The following is a 16,543-nucleotide window of genomic DNA, read 5'->3' as shown; positions in this document are numbered from 1 at the left end:
GCCCGGTTACCTGCCGCTTCGGCTCCGTCGGCGGCCGCGGACGCAGTGGCCCCCATCCGCTTATTACGCTGGGCTACCAAGAGAGTCGGTTCGGTGCACCGGATCGCGGCAGATCCGCGCACCTGGCACTCGGGCGACGGCCGCCGCAGCCAGGCAGCCGCTTTCGACCTACATACGCCACACCGCACGGCCGGCTCTCCGGTCGATGTCCAGGCGGCCGGACGGGCTACTCGCGGAACGGGCGGGTCATCGCGGCGAGGAGGGAGTGCTCGGTGTCGTCACCAGCGAGCTGCCACATGAACGCGCCCCGCAGCCCGTGGCTCGCCGCGAACGCCGCCCGCTCCTCGATGGACTCGGCATCCTCGTAACTCACGAACGTCTGCGTACCGGGATGGTAGAGCCACGGTGAGCGGGCGACCCGATGGCGGTGGCGCTGCCATGCCGGGTCGGGCAGCAGGTCACGCCTGATGTCGCGCCAGTCGCCGACCTCGACGGTACCGATCTGGGGCTGGAACAGCCCGGCCTGCTCGCCGGGTGAGGCGACGCGGAAGCCTTGGCCGTAGAACGGTACGCCGAGCACGAGCTTGTCCCGTGGTACGCCGTGACGCTCGTAGTAGTCGACCGCACCGGTGACGTTGTTCCACCGCCGCAGGTCGGGATCGATCGGGTCGTCGGCGACCTCGGCCAGCGGCGCGTTGAACGTGGCGATGCCGGAGAAGCCGGTACCGAAGTCGTAGGTCATGAGGTTGACGAAGTCGAGGATGTCGGCGAGCGCCGCGAGGTCGAAGCTCTCCGCCGGGTCGTAGGGGCCCGCCGACTGCAGCCGCCCGGCCGGTAGCGCGGCGGTCAGCAGGCGGTCCGAGCCGAGGCGGTCACGCAGCTCCTGGGCGAGCAGCGTGCAGTTGCGCCGGTCCTCGGGCCGGTGGGCGAGCTCGGCAGGGCCGCCCGATACCGGAAACTCCCAATCCAAATCCACGCCGTCGAAGCCGGCGACCAGCTCCAGGCATTCGGCGACCAGGTCGGCGCGCGTGTGCGGGGTCAGCGCGGCGTCGGAGAACCCACCGGCGCCCCAGCCGCCGATCGAAATCACAATGCGCAGGTGCGGATGCGTCCGCTTGATCACGGCGAGCTGCGCTGGCGCCGCGGACGGGAGCGTCAGATGGCCGTCCTCGATCCTGGCGAATGCGTAGAAGAGGTGGGTCAACAGGTCGGCGGGGAGATGCTCAATCGGGTACGTGTGCTCGTCCGCCCCGGGAAAATAGGCGCCCAAGACCGCCCGCCCCATGATCATCCACGCACAGTAGCAGCCGGCAGTCATAGCCGACTCGATCAAAAACCTCGGGGCGACATCCGCCGTACCTGATTTCGCGTCCCGGGGGCGAGAGATAGGCCGCCCGGCGTTGGACAGCACGGAGATCGAGGCCTACGACCTGGCGCGCGTGCTGTGGACCCGGATCGACGACATGCTCGGCTATACAAGGTCGGCGCTCACCTCGCGGCATGAGAGTGAAACCGGACCGGATGCGGGGATCGGCTTGGAGCCAGGTGGAGTCGTCCGCCCCCGGGGTTCGTTGTCAGGACTGCGATGCCGGATGATCCCGGGGTGGCGACCATTGATGTGCTGCAAGCGGGCGTGACCAAACCGGGCCCGGACCGATTGGCGAACGCAGCCTGGCTGGCCCTGGTGCACGACGCCACTAGGAAACTCGGCGGCGTGGTCATCACCTCGGTCGAGGAGCCGACGGTCGGCCGGAACTACTACCGGGTCGGTGTTCGACTCCGTGACGGCGTGTCGCTGAGCATCCTCTTCAACGCAGCAGCCAACCTGGCCGCTGGAGCTCGGCGGCATGATCCCGACAGGACCGACGAGGTGTTCGTAGACGTCCCCGCCGCGGACGTCTACCGCTACGCGGGGCTGCGGGTCGCCACCGGAGCAGAGCTGGATCAGCCGCTCAACGACCGACGCCTATTCCTGCTCACCGACGAGGAACGCCGCGACGTCGCCTACCACCAGCCGGAGCGGCTCGGTGACCTACTGTTCAACTGGCTCGGCTGAGGGTGCCCTCGCGCGCCCACACCATCCGCAGATTCGGATGACCGTGTCGGTCGTGGCAGGGTACGCGGATCGGGACGGTATCGGTCTCCGGGAGAGAGTGATTCGTGCATTACCCCTTGACGGCGCACCGGCGGGACATGGTCCTCGCGATATTGCGGCCGCTGCATGGTGGGTTCGCGTCGCTGGTGGCGGAGGTGCCGCTCGGGCACGACTGGGCTCCGGTCACGCGGTTGACGTTCGACCGCGACCTGCCCGGCGTCGGCTGGACCGTGGTGGTCAAGACGCGCCGCGTGGACGGGGCCGGTCACGGCGGCCCTGCCCACCTGCGACGGGAGGAGGCCGCGTTACGGATGGCCGCACCCACCGGGGTCACCGCGCGGCTGATAGCTTCCGACCAGGCCGCAGGGGTCGTGGTCACGACCGATCTGGGAGGCTGGCCGACGTTGGAGAGTGTCCTCCTCGGCGCAGATGCCGACGCCGCCACGCGAGCGGTGGTGGAGTTCGGCGTGGCCGTCGGGCGGCTGCACGCCGGTACTCGCGGCGCGGGTGCGGGGTACCGGCAGGCACTGGCTGGTCTCGGCGCGCCGCAGGCGGATGCCGGCCCCGGACTGCCCTGGCCCGGTATGGAGAGGTGGCAGGACGTCGAGGTGGCCTGCGCCGAGCTGGGCCTGCCGGACGCACGCATCGCGGCTGGTGACGCCGCGTTCGTCCGGGATCGGATCGCCGAACCCGGCCCGTTCGCGGCGCTGACGCACACCGACCTCAATCCTGGCAACGCGCTGGTGACGCCGCACGGCGTACGGATCGTGGACTTCGAAGGCGCGATCTTCGGACACTTCGGCTTCGACGCGTCGTTCCTGCACTTCCCGTTCCCCACTTACAGCGCCCACTGGGCGACGTTGCCCGACAGCGTGGTGACCGAGGCCGATCGTGCCTACCGCAGGGAACTGGACCAGGCCATGCCTGGTGAGATCCTCGGACGCCTTGACCAGGCGCTCGCGGTCGGTGCCGCGGCGGCCCTCGCCGTCCGGGTACAGCGACTGCCGCTGCTGGCCGCCACCGGGCAGCCGTCGCGCACACGTTGGCGCCGTCGAGCGCAGCTCGTGCAACAGATCGGGGTGTTCACCAGGCTCGCCGAACGGGCCGAGATCCTGCTGACGATGGCGGACTGGTTCACCCGGCTCGCCAAGGCGATGTCCGCCCGCTGGCCGGACACGACTGCGCCGCCACCGGCGACGTTTCCCGCCTTCCGGTCAGCCAGGGACAGACGACGCCCAGGCCCACCGCAGGGAGACCGGCGAAACGTGGTCGGCAGGCGAGATGGCAGGAACCCCCCCGCGCCACCCCAGCATGATCAAGTGCACTGATGTTCGACAGGCCAGAACCCTCGATCAGGCGCACGCTCGCATCGGCACGTCCGGACGCCGGCAACCGGCGCCGACATCGCCGTCGGTGATGAGCGCTACGCGGCAGAAGAGTGCGGCTCGAACGGGACGGTCCGGGTCCGGTTCGGCCTGCTCTCGGCCCGATCATGCGGGGTAATCCAGGCATGGTTGCGCTGGTGTGGGACGAGCTGCTGCGTCTGCCAGTCAGTTTTTCTGGCCGATTAGCATCATGACGCGGACGTGTTCGGAGAATCGATCGACGGGGTGGAGGGCCTGCCGGATCTGTTCGGCAAACTCCGGGCGCTGTTCCGGAGCCGGCAGATGGTCGGTGGACAACGCCGAGTAGACCCCGCCGATGAGGTGTTCGAGGTCGATCTCAGCGGTGTACTCGACGGTGGTTTCGCTAACGTGGAAGCCAGCTCTGCGCAGACTTGCGGCATAGCGCTGCTGGCTGGCACCGTCACTGCCGCAGGTGAACGTCAGCGGTCTTACTAGCCACCCTTCGAGAAAGCTGCGCAGCGACTTCGACCAGGTGGTGTCCTGTAGCCATGCCGGGGATCCGTTGGTCAATATCGCCACGCCTCCGCCGTTTCGAACCAGGGGGGCGAGATTGTTGAACAGGGTGTCGGGGTCCATCCAGTGCAGTGCCTGCCCGATGGTGACCGCGCCGAGTGTCGGCGAATCCAGCAGCGCGCCAAGGGCGGGAATGTCGGAATCGGCACCGAGAATCCAGGTGACGTTCGTCGTGTCCTGCTTCCCTGCGACATCGCGTGCGCGTTCGAGCATGTCAGGTTCCGGATCCATGCCGACCACCGCGCGTACGCGCCTGGCGAGCGGCAGTGTCAGTTGTCCGGTTCCGCATCCGAGGTCGACGACGATGTCGTCGTCGCGCAGCTGCAGCGCCGCAACCAATGCGTCGATGACGGGCGATGGGTAGCCCCGCCGATACTTGTGGTAGTAGTCGACGACCTCGCCACTGAACCCGAGTCGCATCGACTCAGCATGCCGAAGCCACCGGCAGAGTTGGAAGCGGTTCAGCGTCGAGCGTAACGGTATGTCAACGGGTGCTCTCCAACGCGCTCGGAAAGTTGACAATCAGCGGCCACCGTCACCGAGGGCGACGCTGGTTTGTGGCATGTGTGGATGTGCCTACCGGTCAGCGCCGCGTCGAGTGGAGGGCTCAGTGCGTGGCGGACCGACGTGCACGCGCTCATCGGCAGATCAGCACGTCGAGGGAACGGCCGACTCAGCAACACCCGTCACGCAACGTCACCAACTTTGACCGTCGCCATGCCGCGGGGTCAGCTGCCGTGTGTAGGTCGAGACCGACCGAGGTCCAATGCATCGACGCGGTCGACACCGACGGCACCGTCTACGTCCTCACCCGCATGCCGGGAACCGCCGAAGGCCTTGTCGCGACCGTCGTCGACCCCGGCGACAACGGAGCCATCACCCTGCTCCGCCGTCTGATCGCCCCCACCTACCCCGGCGGCGGCACCAACCCCTTACCCCCGCCACACCACCGATCCGCACTCGCGGCCCGAAGCACGGCGTCACCGGCGGTCGACACACCATCTCCGCCGCCCGCCCTCACTGGCTTGTCGCCCACACGAGCCGGTCGCGGACCGAAGCCGCCGCGCGGGAAGCTTCCGCATCGAACTCTCACGTCAAGAACATCCCATATCTGATACGGCAACCCAACACGCCTTCGACGTCGGCAACCGCGCGTACCAACGCCTGCTGGCGATCGCCCCCGAGCACCTCGACGTCGCTGTATGGTCGCCGCTGGCCCGGCCGACAGCGCCGCGACCTGTCTGATCCTGTTCGATCGAGCACACCGTTGTCTGGTGGCCGTCGGTCCATTCACTACACAACAGGATGCGGATGACTGGAAGCCGCAACCCGATCAGCAGGCATCCCGGTCCGCGATTACGCTCCGGCCAGCGCCGTGCGACGGCGGTTAGCGGCCGACAGCACACCGGATGACGGGCGGGGCACTTCGCGGTGCCCCGCCCGCCCGAGTGAGAACGGTGGCCCTTTTTCGTTCGCACCGGCTGCTTCCGCGGTCGCGGTGACCGCGTCCGGTCGAGGCTCGCGAACCTATGTTCGTCCGCGCACGCTCGGCCGGCGAAAGCCGGGGGGCAGGTTACGGCGGACGGTTCGCTCCGTCCGGCCGATCCGCCGTGCGATCTCGTCGTACCCCATCTGCGGGTCGACCTCGAGCCAGTAGGCGACGGCGGCGGCTGTCTCGCCCGGGATCTCGGGCGGCTCGCCGTCGTCTCCTGGCGTCGGCGGGTGATCGTGGTCGGCTGGTGGTGGCTCGTCGCCACCGTCCCTGGTCTGGAGAGTGTGCGGCGGCGGCTCGGGATCGGTGGGAGTCGCGCCATCGGCCGTTGAGGTTGACCCGTCCGGACCGTATCGCGGCGGCTCCGCGCCGTTGCCAGTGTGCTCTCTCGCCGGCTCGGCGGACGGCGTGGGCTGACCGTGGGCGGGGACGTCGTCGGTGGCTGGCCGGTCCCGCTCGGAATCGGCGGCGGCCGTACGCCGCGTCGGTTCGACGTACGGGTCGCCCGGTGGCTCGTCGGGGCGGGGGAGCGGCTCCGTCTCGGGGCGGGGGCGCCCGGCTCGTGAGCGCCATCGGCCGATGCTGAGCCGCACGGGTCGTTCGGCCGCGGTGGCGATCCGTGTGGGAGTGAGGTCGGCGGCGATGAGGTTGGTGAGGCCGTCGTAGTCGGCGGTGTCCGCCAGGCGGGCGGCGATCTGGTCGAGGTCGTAGACGTGCACGGCGATCGCGGCGGTGGTCGGGTCGACCGCCGCTGCGATCTTGCGGCGGAGGACCTTCGCGATCGCGGCGTCACGCCGCTCGCGGCGTCGTGCGGCGTGTGCCGCGTCGAGTGACCCGTAGAGGCCGAGCCCAGGGTCGGTCTTGGCCATCGACCGGGCGCGGTGGGTGATCAGGGGGTGGCGCAGCCAGTGCCCGACGATCTCGTAGGCCGGTGTGGTCGGCGGAAGCGCGCCGATGGCCCGCAGCCGGTCCCGTCGCACGTTCTCGACGTGCATCAACCAGACCAGGTACCCGAGCAGCGACATGCCGGCGAAGAAGCCACCGAGGAGGTGGTTGTCGTGGGCCAGCCAGTTGAACGTGACCGCGCCGGCCGCGATGGCGGCCGACAGGATCCGGGAGCCGATGGCGCGCTCTCCCAGCCGGCGTCGCACGTCCGCGTTGGCCATCACCACGACGCCGCCCAGTTCCAGCGCGCCGACCGCGGGGATCGCAAGGAGCAGGTGGATGTCGAGCTTCTGCGTCGCACCCGTGACCTGCCCGGTCAGGGCCACGAGCAGCACGACGACGTAGAAGACCGCCCGCATCTGCCCGGCGCGGCGGACAGCCTGCTCCAGTCGCGTGTCGGGCTGCTCCTCGACCGTTGGACCGTTTCGGGTGGGCGGAGCCCCGGCGGGAGCCTGCCGGACGGGAGCCGGCGGGTGCCAGGTGGTGCCGTTGGCCCGGCCCGGATCCACGTAGCTGTCGATCATGGCGGGGCCTTGCCCTCCCCGCCTACGCGCGGGCCGCGCTGCAGCCGGTTCACCAACGCGCGTGCCAGGGCGGTCGTCTCGTCGCTGACCTCGGTGTCGATCTCGTCGAGGGACCGGGCGAGCTGACGCTGCAGGTCGCGGATCGCCGCGGGGTCGCCGAGCGCCGCGTGGGCGCGCATGGCCGCCTGGTACAGCGTCTCGGCGTAGGGGCTGTGCCCGATCGCGGTGGTGAGGACGGCGAGCGCGTCGGCGGGTTGGTCGTCGAGGTCCTCGGCCAGCGCGAGGGCGGCGTCGACTGCCTGCCGCTGCACGGCCTCCCGGTACGGCTCGATCCATTCGTACTCTTTGCTGTCGGCGAGTGGACCTTGGTAGGCGTTGACGGCGCGACGTAGGGCGGAGGTCCGGTCGGCGGGGTCGGCGGCCCGGTTCGCCTCGTCGAGGGCGTCGCTCATCCGCCACAGGTCCACGTCGACGGCTTCGCGGTGCAGGATGTACCGGCGGCCGGGGTGGGACAGGTAGGTGGCGGGGCCGCCGGTGCGTTTGAGGACCCGGCGCAGGTTGTAGACGTAGGTGTGCAGCCGGTGCGGGGCTTTGCTGCTCGTGGCTTCCGGCAGCAGGTCTTCCAGGATCGCCTCTTGGCTCGCGGTACCTCCCCGGGCGGCCAGGTAGACCAGCAGTTCCAGGGACTTGCCACGCAACGGCTGTGTGGTGTCGATGTCGACGACGTAGGCGTCGCCGAGCACTCGGACCTCGACCTGCCCGATTCCGGCGTCCTCGCCGTCGTCGGGTTGGGCGGCGGCGTCCTCCTCGGGTTCGACGCGGTCGTCGTCGGCAGGTGATTCGACTACCGCGCCGTCGTCGGGTCGATGACCGGGGGGTGAGGTGGCGGGTGCGGCGGTGGCTGGTTCGTCGTCGGGCCCGGCCGGCTCGGCGGGTGGGGCGGCCTCGTCGTCGTTGTGGACCGTCGCGTTGCCGACGTCGGCCGGCCCGGCGTCGGGGGTGGGCAGTGCCGCACGCTCGGCGGGTGCCGGTGGCTGGGGTTCGCCGGTGTGAGACTCGGCGAGAACCCGCAGCAGGTCGGCGGCCTCGGTCGGGTCGATCACGGTGAGGCGGCCGACGTCGGCGGGATGCCGGCCGTGCCGGTTCGCGTCGCCTTCGGCAGGGCTGGTGACACCGTCGTCGGCCACGACGACGGTGTCACCGTCGGGCCAGGCGCCGAGCAGGATTCCGTGGATGTCGAGGCGCTGGCCCTGGGCGAGCAGCGCGGCGATGCGGGCGCGTTCGTGGGCGGCGGTGGTGTCGGCGATGAGCACCAGCGGCGGCAGGGGTTCGGCCATCGGGTCCGCGTCCCGCAGGCCGGTGATGGTGTCGACCTCGTAGTCGAAGCACATCCGGGTGCGGTGCAGGGTCTGCTCCTCGAGAAACATCAGGGCGTCGGTGAGCCCGCCGGTGACGGTCAGCCGGGGCGTGTCCGGCACGGTGACGGCGGCGGCACCCAGCAGGGTGGCGAGGGTGCCGGAGGGGATGACGACGTAGCCGCGCCCGTTGGGCTCGTCGAGCCCTCCGGCCGCGAGGGCGGACACCAGGAAGCCTCGCGCCGCCGCCTCGGCGCCCGGTCCGGTCAGACCGAGTCCGGCGGGTGGCCAGACCTCCATCACCGGGCTGGCCAGCGCGGGCGTGACCGGCTCCGGCGGGGCCGCCGTCTGGGCGGCCTCGGGCACGCCGTCGGTCGCGTCCGGCTCGTCCGCGTCGGGATGCGTGATGAGGGCGTCGAGTGGGGTGTCCGGGACCGCCTTCCTGGTCGGCGTCGAGCGGCGCAGGCCGCGACGGATCCGGGTGACCACCTCAGGCATCGGCTCGACAGTCGGGTCATCCAGGCGCAGCCGGGCCGCGGGCGGCCGAGGGGTGTAGCGGCGACGGCGGTGCGCCCAGACGAGCGCGACGGCTCCGAGGATCGCGGCGACAAGCCCCAGGTCCAGCCAACTGCCGGTGCCGATCAAGACACCCGGCGAGGGTTCCGGCGCCGGCGTGGGAGCCTGCTCCTCGGACGGCGGCTCGGGGATGGCCGCCGCGGTTCCAGCCGTTGGTGAGGGATCAGGCGGCGCGGCGGGGGCGGCCGGCGGCTCGGGTTCCACCACGCCGTCATCACCGTCGCGGACCGCAGCGGTGGAACTGGCCGACGGGTTCGCGGATGGTGGATGGTCGGTGTGCGGGGGCGGTGTCGACGCTGGAGGGGCGGCAGCGGGTGCCGACTGTTCGGGTCCCGTCGCGTCGGGTTCGGCAGGTGGCGGTCCGGTCCGTGACGGCGCGCCGGCTGGCGGTGTGGCGTCGTCGGGCAGTTCCAAGGTCCAGCCGGGGTAGATCAGGTTCGGGTTCGTGAGCGTGCCGCCGACGTCGCTGAAGTGGGTGCCCCGGTTCAGGGCGAAAATCTCGGGCCACCTGTTGGCATCACCGAGCCACTCTTGTGCGATCGCCGACAGGGTGTCGCCACGCTTGACCTCGCAGGTGTAGGTCCGCCCGGCGGAGACGAGCGTCACCTGGCCGGCCACCAGCTGGGCTGACACGGTCTCTCCCGCCGCGGTGGAGGTGAGCCGCGCGAGAGGCGCCGGCTGCTCAGCCCGGACACGGACAGGTTCCGCGAACGCCGTGGTGGAGGTGGTGTTCGCCGCCAGAGCGGTCGACACGGTGACGCTGGTGCTGTGACCGGTCGCCTCGGCGGCCCGGGTTAGGGTCGGCGCGGCCTGGGCCGCGGTGGCGAGGACACCGCCGGTGATCGCGGCGACCAGGAGCGCGGCGAGTCCCCGTGCGGGCGCCATGGCTTTCGGCTGCGGCAGCCGGATACCGGCGACGACCTCCGCGACCTCCGCGATCAGCGACCAGATGAACGCCGCCCACGCCAGCCACAGCAGGCACACGATGAGGTTGCCGAGCATGGTGTCGGTCAGCGGCGAGGTCAGAGCCGTGCCGATGTCCCGCATGGTGGGGACCTGGGCGGGGAGAGGCCAGCCGACGTAGCGGATCAGTGCGTACGGAACACCGGCGGTGAGCAGGACCAGGAGCGCGAGTCCGGCCAGCCGGCGGCCTGTGGCGGCGAGGAATACGAACACGAGGGCTCCCGGGCGTTCCGGTCAGAAGGGTGTGGTGACACCGGTCGAAGGGGTCGCGGTGGCGGTCGCGGACACCGGCAGAGCGGTGATCCCGACGAGGGTGAGTAGCTGTGTCTGCCGGGTGCCGGTGATGGACACGGTCACGGCGGTGGTGGAGGCGGACACACTCACCTGGCCGCCGGTGCCGGCCTGGTGGGCGAATGACCGCGCGGCGGCGGCTGCCTGGGCGGGTGCGAGTTGGATGATGCCGGTGGCGCGGTAGGTGGCGAGGTCGATCTCACGGGCGCCGGCCCGGGCGGCGGCCTGCGCGACGTCGAGCAGCCGGACCTTGTCGGACATTCCCAGACCGAGGTCGAGGACGAGGCCGGCGAGGATCAGAACGATGACGACGCCGACGGCCGTCCACGGGGTGATCTGACCCCGGTCATCACGCCGGATCCGCGCGAGACGGGCAGGTAGCCGGCGGTTCACGGGCTTACCCCGATGAACCGGTCGACGGGTTGCGACGAGGTGCCGGACAGGGTCACCGTGCCGGGTAGCCCCAGCCCGAACAGATCCTCCAGGTGGACGGTGCAGACCACGGTGGCGGAGACGATCCCACCGGGGGTCATCTCTCCGGCGGCGATGGTCGTGGTGTGGGGTTGGCAGGTCATGTTCCGGCCCTGCAAAGTCGCCGCGGCGGCGTCCGTGCCGGCGGCGACGGCCGTGGCCGGGGTGCGGGCCAGCGACGCCTGCCGGGCGGCCGCCGCGGCGGCGGCGTGGACGTCGCTGTCGGCCGACACCAGCCGCAGGCAGGCGACGATCGCGAGCGCGGCGAGGACCATCAACGGCACGTAGGCGAGGGCGATCTCGGTGCTCACCGACCCCGTGTCCCCCCGCAGCCTGGGGAGGCGATGGAGTGCGGCCGGCGGTTCGGGCGTGCTCACCGGTCACCTGCCTGTCCGGCGAGCCCCAGCAGGTCGGTGTCCGGGCGGAACCGTTCGACCGGCGCGACCACCGTCGTCGACACCCGCAGGGTGAGGAACGGCACGACCCGCGGCGCATCGGCTCTGATGTGGACTGTGGCGGTGTCGGTCGTGCGGGTGACGCTGATCTGCCGGCCGCTGACGAGGCTGCCGGCGATGTGGGTGAGTACGGCGTCGGCGTCGGCCTGCCCCGCCGCGACAGTGCCGCCCTGCACCCGGGTGGTCTGCAGCGCGTGGTGGGCCGCGTGCTGCACGGCCAACTGCGCCAGGCCCCAGGTCGCGAACTGCACCCCCAGCAGGACCAGCAACATGAGCAGCGGGGCGTAGAGCACCACCTCGGTGGTGGTCGAGCCACGGTCACCACCAGGGCGGCGTCGGGGCGGGTGTGTGGCGGCCATCGTCACAGGGTGATGCCGGTGATCTTCGTGATGATCTTGGACTGGAAGATCGCGTACACCCCGGCGACGAGCAGCACGAGGAACGCGATCCACAGGACCTTCTCGGTGGTTTCGGAACCACGGTCGCCGTCCTCGCGTATTTCCCGCATCCGGTCGGTCAGCGTGAGGCGGACGATGGTCAGCATGGCGAATGCTCTGGTCATTGGGCTGCTCCCGGGGTTGTTGTGGGTGGAGGAGGCTGTTCGCGTACGACGGCAGACCGTCGGTCCGTGAGCTGTTCCACGATGTGTCCACGCGGCCTGCCGCCCAGGGCGGAAGTGATGGGCAGGGCCGGCCCGTCGCGTCGCCGCCGTGGGCCGGAGACGGTCGGGATTGCCGACATCGGGTGATCTTCGAGACGAGCGGGCGGAACAAACCCGCTGATGGATCGATGTCTGTCGTGCGATGCGGCAGGCGGGCCGACCACACCCGGGCATGGGGCCTGGGTCCGGTGTGCGGCCGGCGCTCCCGCTGTGGGCGCGCGCACCCGCTGACCGGCGACGTCGCTGGGCCAGCGCGAACCGCTGATCGGCGTGGGGTCACCGGCGTCGCACCAGCCGGACCATCGACCGGATCGCTGTCGCCGTAGGGTGTCCGGATGGACATCCCTGGTCTCGGATCGGTGATCGAGGACGTCGACGGGCGGTACCGCGGCGAGCCTGTCACCGTGCCGGCCCTGGGTGGGGGCACCTACTTCCTGATGATCGACGGATACGACGACGATCCGGCCAAGGAAGAGTTCCATGCCGCCATCGCCGCGTTCCTCAGCATCGACGAGTCTGTTCTGACCGCCGCGCCGGCGATCTTCGACTACTACCAGGACATCGCGTCCGAGGTCACCGACGGCTCCATGCCGGTGTCGATCTCCCACCCGGACCAGGTCTGGGCGCACATCCGCCCGGTCGAGGTCACCGTCGCGCGGGACAGCTTCCGCGACCGGCACGTGTACGTCGTCGTGGAATGTGACTGCGACTGGGAGCCGGAACACGGACTCCAGATCGTTGTCCAAGCCGGACGGCAGGTCACGAAGGTCGGCCCGTACGACGGCCACTTCACCAACGCCGCCGCCTTCCACCGCGACGACCTCGAAGGCGTCATCTACCACCGGTGGTGACGGGTCCCGTGCGGGTAGCCCTCGCCCACCGTCCACCACCAGTGATCGGCGGACACCGACGCCGCCGCCGTCAGTTCCTGAACCCCAGCCATCAACTAGCCTCATCACTGCTTACCTCCCTTCGGTTCCTGCCTGACGAAGCTTCGGAATTGCTGAACCCACGGCTTTCCGGTTAGAACGTGTCGATGGCGGCGACGGCCGGGTAGAGCAGGAAGATCATGTAGCCGATCGCGAGGAGCATCACGGGCATGCTCATGCGTTCGGTGGCGGAGTTGGCTTTGGCTTCGAGGGCGGTTGCCTGGTGGGCGCGCATGGTGGCGGCGCGGATGCCGAGTGAGGTGCGGATGCGGGCGCCTTCGGCGCCGGCGAGCCCCATGGTCGCGGCGAGTTCCTGCAGCTCGATGACGCCGGTTTCCTCACCGAGTTGGCCGAGGGACTGCCAGGGTGGGATCCGCAGCAGCCGGGCGGTGGCGACCGTCCGGTTGAGGCGGTTGGCGGCCCAGCCGTTGGTGTCGGCGCAGGCGTCGTCGAGGGCCTGTTCGAGGCCAGCGCCGCCGGCCAGGGAGATGACGACCAAGTCGAGTACCGCGGACAGGGCGTAGCGGAGTTCGTCGCGGCGTCGTTGCGCTTCGGCGTGGACGGTGGTTTCGGCCAGCCACCATCCGCCGGCACCACCAGCGAGGGATGCCCACAGTGGTATCTGCGCGCTGATGGTGGTGCCGGTGGCGGCGAGAAGCGCGATCACGACGGGTGGGAGCAGCAGACCGGCCAGGACGGCGAGGGTCTGGTCGGCCAGGTGCGTGGCGGTGGGCCGCTCGAGGACTTCCAGGTCGGCGCGGGTGCGGACGGTCGGGAGCCCGAGTGCCGTCCATGGCCCGGACAGGATCCGGGTGCGCCACGACAGCGGCTCGCCGGCGGGGGTGGGCGGGCGACGCAGGGCGTCGAGGGCGTGGGCGAGGGACGGTCGGGCGGGCCACAGGCCGGTGGCGATCAGCAGCAACCCGAGCCCAGCTGCTACGCCCGCGATGAGGACGTTGCCGTTCATGTCGACGCCGGCCCCGGGTTGGAGCCGTCGAGGATGCGGGGCGGCTGGGGAATGCGGGAGGCGTGGGCCAGCCACCAGAATCCGGCGGCGTAGATGCTGCCGACGGTGAGGAGGACCATCTGCCCGGTGAGGGTGCTGTACGGGGTGAGGAAGCCGCGGTTGAGCACGATGAGGCCGGCGACCATGACCACGCAGGTGCCGGTGATGACCCGCGCCGCGGTCCGGGTGGTGGCCCTCGTGGTGGCGATCCGCATCCGGATTTGCGCCTGCTCGCGGGCGGTGGCGGCCAGGCTGGTCAGGCTCTCGGTGAGCTGGCCGCCGTGGTGGCCGGCGGCCTGTGTCAGGGCGCGTACGACGAGGTCGGCGGTGGGGTCTGCGAGGTCGGCGGCGAACGCGCGCAGCGCGTCGGGTAGTCGCACCCCGCCGCGTACCGCCCCTGCGAGTGCCAGCACCTGGGGGCGGATGGGCTGGGGTGTGACCGGGGCGGTGGCGGTGATGGCCTGCTCCAGACCGGCGGCCGATGACAGGGTGTCGCGCAGCAGCTCGGTCCAGGTGGCGATGGCCTCGATCCGGGCGATCGCACGGGTGTGTTCCCGGTCAGGGCCGAGGACGCGGGGTAACGCCCATACTCCGGCGGCGGTCAGCAGCGCCGCGACCGGCCAGCGGGTCACCACCGCGGCGACGAATCCGGCGGTGACGGCCGCGATGAGGCGGGTACGGTCGGGCGATGTCAACGGCCTGCGCGCGCGGGTGGTGGGGGTGCCGGGTGGGCGGCGGCGTAGCCCGTCGGTGATGAGGACGAGGCCGGCGGCGCAGCCCAGACCGAGCAGGATCGGCAGCAGGTTCATGCTCACCACCGGTCCCTGTGCAGGAGGTCGGGGTTCAGGCCGGCGGCGGTGAGCTCGTCAAGGGTGTCGGCGCGGATCGGCGCGCCGGGGATCGCGCGGCGGTCGGGGCCGGGTCGGTAGATCTCGTTGGAGGGGACCTGCGTGCCGTCGGTCTCCAGGACCTGGCGGACGGAGGACACGACGCGGGTCCCGTCGGTGGCGACGTCCAGATGGATGATGAAGTCGACGGCCTGGCCGATGAGCACGTTCGCCGCGTCGAAGGTCAGCGTCTCCGGTGCCTGCATGACGTACATGGCCAACCGCGTCAACGCCTGCTTCGACGAGGAGGCGTGCAGGGTGCACATCGACCCGTCGTTGCCCTGCGACATGGCCAGCAGCATCGGCACCGCCTCTGCACCGCGGGTCTCACCGACGATGACCCGGTCCGGGCGCATCCGCAGACCCCAGCGCACCATCGTCGACATGTCGATGCCGCCGACGCCTTCGAGGTTCGGCTCGCGCTGCTGAAGCGCGGTGGTGTTCGGATGGGCGTCGATGTCTTCGTCGAGGCCGAGTTCGTAGGCGTCCTCGACGGTCACGATCCGCTCGAGCGGGCTGATCGCCCCGGCGGCGGCGCGCAGCATGGTGGTCTTGCCGACGCCGACGCCCCCGCAGATCACGATGTTCTTGCGGGCCCGCACCAGCGCCGCGATGAGTTCCCGCAGCCCGACGGTGATCTCACCCCGCGCCCGGAGGTCCTCCAGGGTCACCCGGTGCAGCGTGTTGCGGCGGATCGACAGGCTGGGCCGCTTCGCCACCGCCATCACGGCGAACAGGCGCTGCCCGCCGGGCAGCCGCAGGGACAGGCCAGGAGAGCCGCGGTCGAAACGGCGCTCCTCCTGCCCGCTGCGCGCCGCCGCTGTCCGTACGAGGGCGACCAGGTCGTCGTCGGAGGCGGCGACCGGCGGCACCCGATGCATCTGCCCGTCGGTGGTGCGGATCCACACGTTGTCGCAGCCGTTGGCGAAGATGTCCTCCACCCGCGGGTCGTCGATCAGCCGTTGCAGGCCGCCCAGACCGGTGAAGCTGTCACGCAGCGCCCGCGCCAGGGCCGCCTCGGCCTGCGGAGTGAGCGGCACACGGCCGGCCGCGATGTCCTCGCGGGCGTGGGCGAGGAGTTCCTCGGCGATGTAGCCGGCGATCACCGTGTGACGTTCGCTGTCGGGAAGCTGCGCGCCGTGGCCGGCGAGGCGGTCGCTGACCCGGGCCCGCAGCCGCGCCACCACGTCCGGCGCGGCCGTGGCTGTGCCGCCGTTGAGGGCCGGGGCGGTCACCGCGCGACCTCCAGCGCCGCATGAGCCGGCTGCCCGCCCGCGGCGAGGGACGCGGCGAGGGCACGCAAGGCTTGGGCGAGGCGGGTCCGTGTCCACGCCTGTCCCGTCATCCGCCCCGCGAGGACGCCAGCTCCCCACCGGTCGGTGGGCAGCTGCGCCCACACCGGGACGCCGAGACGTCCGCTGATCTCCTGCGGGGTGTAGGCGGACCTGCCGGAGATCGCCAGGCCGACGCGATCCGGTCGTGCCGTGGCGCGTAGCGCCGGCAGGCGGGTGTCCAGATGATCCAGGTACTCCGTCGACCCCGAGGCGACCAGCACGACCGCGTCGGCGCAGCGCAGCAGGCCCGACGCGGGGCTGGCGGCGTAGAGGCGGCCCGCGTCGGCGACCACCACCGGTGCCAACCGCGCGACCACGTCGGGCTGGCCGGACAGGACCGACACCGCACCTGCGGCGGTCTCGGCCGCACCCGGCCCGACGAGGACGTGCAAGCCCAAGGGAATCTGCTGCACGTACGGCGCCGCCCCGCCAGCGTGCCCGCCGTGGCGGGCCGCCGCCGCCAGGGACGCCAGCCCGGGTTCCTGCGCCAGCCCGAACCGCGCCGCGACCACCCCACCCGTCGGGTCGGCCTCCACCAGCAGCCCTGGCCTGCCCGGCCACAACGCCGCCAGCCCCAACGCCGCCGTCGACGCGCCCGGCGCGCCGGACACCGACGCCACCACCACCAACATCTCCCACG

Annotated in this window: 15 protein-coding genes; 3 read left to right on the top strand and 12 right to left on the bottom strand. The window is 71.1% G+C overall.

Annotated elements, in window-relative coordinates; genetic code table 11:
- Positions 1-226: 226 nt before the first annotated feature.
- Complete coding sequence (locus EDC02_RS38050; RefSeq protein ID WP_199758062.1) at positions 227-1,291, bottom strand: glycoside hydrolase family 18 protein; 1,065 nt, start codon at positions 1,289-1,291, stop codon at positions 227-229.
- Positions 1,292-1,603: 312 nt separating this feature from the next.
- Here EDC02_RS38050 and EDC02_RS38045 point away from each other — a divergent pair, with 312 nt between their 5' ends.
- Positions 1,604-2,056, top strand: coding sequence for a hypothetical protein (locus tag EDC02_RS38045; RefSeq protein WP_233606643.1), 453 nt, complete (start codon positions 1,604-1,606; stop codon positions 2,054-2,056).
- Positions 2,057-2,160: 104 nt separating this feature from the next.
- Positions 2,161-3,423 (top strand): phosphotransferase, encoded by a 1,263-nt coding sequence (locus tag EDC02_RS38040; RefSeq protein ID WP_148083810.1) that lies wholly within the window; start codon positions 2,161-2,163, stop codon positions 3,421-3,423.
- 222 nt (positions 3,424-3,645) lie between these two features.
- Here EDC02_RS38040 and EDC02_RS38035 read toward each other — a convergent pair whose 3' ends face one another.
- The 7 genes from EDC02_RS38035 to EDC02_RS38000 form a co-directional block, all read right to left on the bottom strand.
- Positions 3,646-4,434 (bottom strand): class I SAM-dependent methyltransferase, encoded by a 789-nt coding sequence (locus EDC02_RS38035; RefSeq protein ID WP_123606908.1) that lies wholly within the window; start codon positions 4,432-4,434, stop codon positions 3,646-3,648.
- Between the two features lie 1,107 nt (positions 4,435-5,541).
- A complete protein-coding gene (locus tag EDC02_RS41150) occupies positions 5,542-6,975 on the bottom strand; it encodes a hypothetical protein (RefSeq protein WP_199758061.1) in 1,434 nt (477 codons plus the stop codon).
- Positions 6,972-10,082, bottom strand: coding sequence for a BTAD domain-containing putative transcriptional regulator (locus tag EDC02_RS38020; RefSeq protein WP_123606906.1), 3,111 nt, complete (start codon positions 10,080-10,082; stop codon positions 6,972-6,974). The genes EDC02_RS41150 and EDC02_RS38020 overlap by 4 nt, the downstream gene beginning before the upstream one ends.
- A gap of 21 nt (positions 10,083-10,103) precedes the next feature.
- Positions 10,104-10,553: a pilus assembly protein TadG-related protein gene (locus tag EDC02_RS38015; protein ID WP_123606905.1), complete on the bottom strand. Its 450-nt coding sequence runs from the start codon at positions 10,551-10,553 to the stop codon at positions 10,104-10,106.
- The gene (locus EDC02_RS38010) at positions 10,550-10,930 is read right to left on the bottom strand and encodes a hypothetical protein (protein WP_233606737.1); all 381 of its coding nucleotides are present in this window, start codon (positions 10,928-10,930) and stop codon (positions 10,550-10,552) included. Before EDC02_RS38010 ends, EDC02_RS38015 begins: the two co-directional genes overlap by 4 nt.
- 74 nt (positions 10,931-11,004) lie before the next feature.
- The gene (locus tag EDC02_RS38005; protein WP_123606903.1) at positions 11,005-11,445 is read right to left on the bottom strand and encodes a TadE/TadG family type IV pilus assembly protein; all 441 of its coding nucleotides are present in this window, start codon (positions 11,443-11,445) and stop codon (positions 11,005-11,007) included.
- Positions 11,446-11,447: 2 nt separating this feature from the next.
- Positions 11,448-11,648 (bottom strand): hypothetical protein, encoded by a 201-nt coding sequence (locus EDC02_RS38000; RefSeq protein ID WP_123606902.1) that lies wholly within the window; start codon positions 11,646-11,648, stop codon positions 11,448-11,450.
- 434 nt (positions 11,649-12,082) lie between these two features.
- Here EDC02_RS38000 and EDC02_RS37995 point away from each other — a divergent pair, with 434 nt between their 5' ends.
- Positions 12,083-12,598, top strand: coding sequence for a hypothetical protein (locus EDC02_RS37995; RefSeq protein WP_123606901.1), 516 nt, complete (start codon positions 12,083-12,085; stop codon positions 12,596-12,598).
- A 172-nt stretch (positions 12,599-12,770) separates the two neighbouring features.
- Here the strand turns inward: EDC02_RS37995 and EDC02_RS37990 are convergent, their stop codons facing one another.
- The 4 genes from EDC02_RS37990 to EDC02_RS37975 are packed head-to-tail and all read right to left on the bottom strand — an operon-like array spanning position 12,771 to position 16,535.
- Complete coding sequence (locus EDC02_RS37990; RefSeq protein ID WP_123606900.1) at positions 12,771-13,643, bottom strand: type II secretion system F family protein; 873 nt, start codon at positions 13,641-13,643, stop codon at positions 12,771-12,773.
- Entirely contained in the window at positions 13,640-14,491 is an 852-nt protein-coding gene (locus EDC02_RS37985) for a type II secretion system F family protein (protein ID WP_123606899.1), read from the bottom strand. The genes EDC02_RS37990 and EDC02_RS37985 overlap by 4 nt, the downstream gene beginning before the upstream one ends.
- Positions 14,492-14,493: 2 nt before the next feature.
- Positions 14,494-15,804, bottom strand: a complete 1,311-nt coding sequence (locus EDC02_RS37980; protein WP_123606898.1) for a CpaF family protein — start codon at positions 15,802-15,804, stop codon at positions 14,494-14,496.
- On the bottom strand, positions 15,801-16,535 hold the full coding sequence (locus EDC02_RS37975; RefSeq protein ID WP_123607467.1) for a hypothetical protein: 735 nt from the start codon (positions 16,533-16,535) through the stop codon (positions 15,801-15,803). Before EDC02_RS37975 ends, EDC02_RS37980 begins: the two co-directional genes overlap by 4 nt.
- Positions 16,536-16,543 lie beyond the last annotated feature (8 nt).

This window comes from Micromonospora sp. Llam0 (genome assembly GCF_003751085.1).
GTDB lineage: Bacteria > Actinomycetota > Actinomycetes > Mycobacteriales > Micromonosporaceae > Micromonospora_E.
This window is presented reverse-complemented; position numbering and strand designations above follow the sequence as displayed.

What these genes read in the sequence shown, in the direction of transcription:
- EDC02_RS38035 (WP_123606908.1), bottom strand. Translation starts at nt 4,434, where the DNA reads ATGCGACTCGGGTTCAGTGGCGAGGTCGTCGACTACTACCACAAGTAT.
- EDC02_RS38050 (WP_199758062.1), bottom strand. Translation starts at nt 1,291, where the DNA reads ATGATCATGGGGCGGGCGGTCTTGGGCGCCTATTTTCCCGGGGCGGAC.
- EDC02_RS38005 (WP_123606903.1), bottom strand. Translation starts at nt 11,445, where the DNA reads ATGGCCGCCACACACCCGCCCCGACGCCGCCCTGGTGGTGACCGTGGC.
- EDC02_RS38000 (WP_123606902.1), bottom strand. Translation starts at nt 11,648, where the DNA reads ATGACCAGAGCATTCGCCATGCTGACCATCGTCCGCCTCACGCTGACC.
- EDC02_RS37995 (WP_123606901.1), top strand. Translation starts at nt 12,083, where the DNA reads ATGGACATCCCTGGTCTCGGATCGGTGATCGAGGACGTCGACGGGCGG.
- EDC02_RS37985 (WP_123606899.1), bottom strand. Translation starts at nt 14,491, where the DNA reads ATGAACCTGCTGCCGATCCTGCTCGGTCTGGGCTGCGCCGCCGGCCTC.
- EDC02_RS41150 (WP_199758061.1), bottom strand. Translation starts at nt 6,975, where the DNA reads ATGATCGACAGCTACGTGGATCCGGGCCGGGCCAACGGCACCACCTGG.
- EDC02_RS37990 (WP_123606900.1), bottom strand. Translation starts at nt 13,643, where the DNA reads ATGAACGGCAACGTCCTCATCGCGGGCGTAGCAGCTGGGCTCGGGTTG.
- EDC02_RS37975 (WP_123607467.1), bottom strand. Translation starts at nt 16,535, where the DNA reads ATGTTGGTGGTGGTGGCGTCGGTGTCCGGCGCGCCGGGCGCGTCGACG.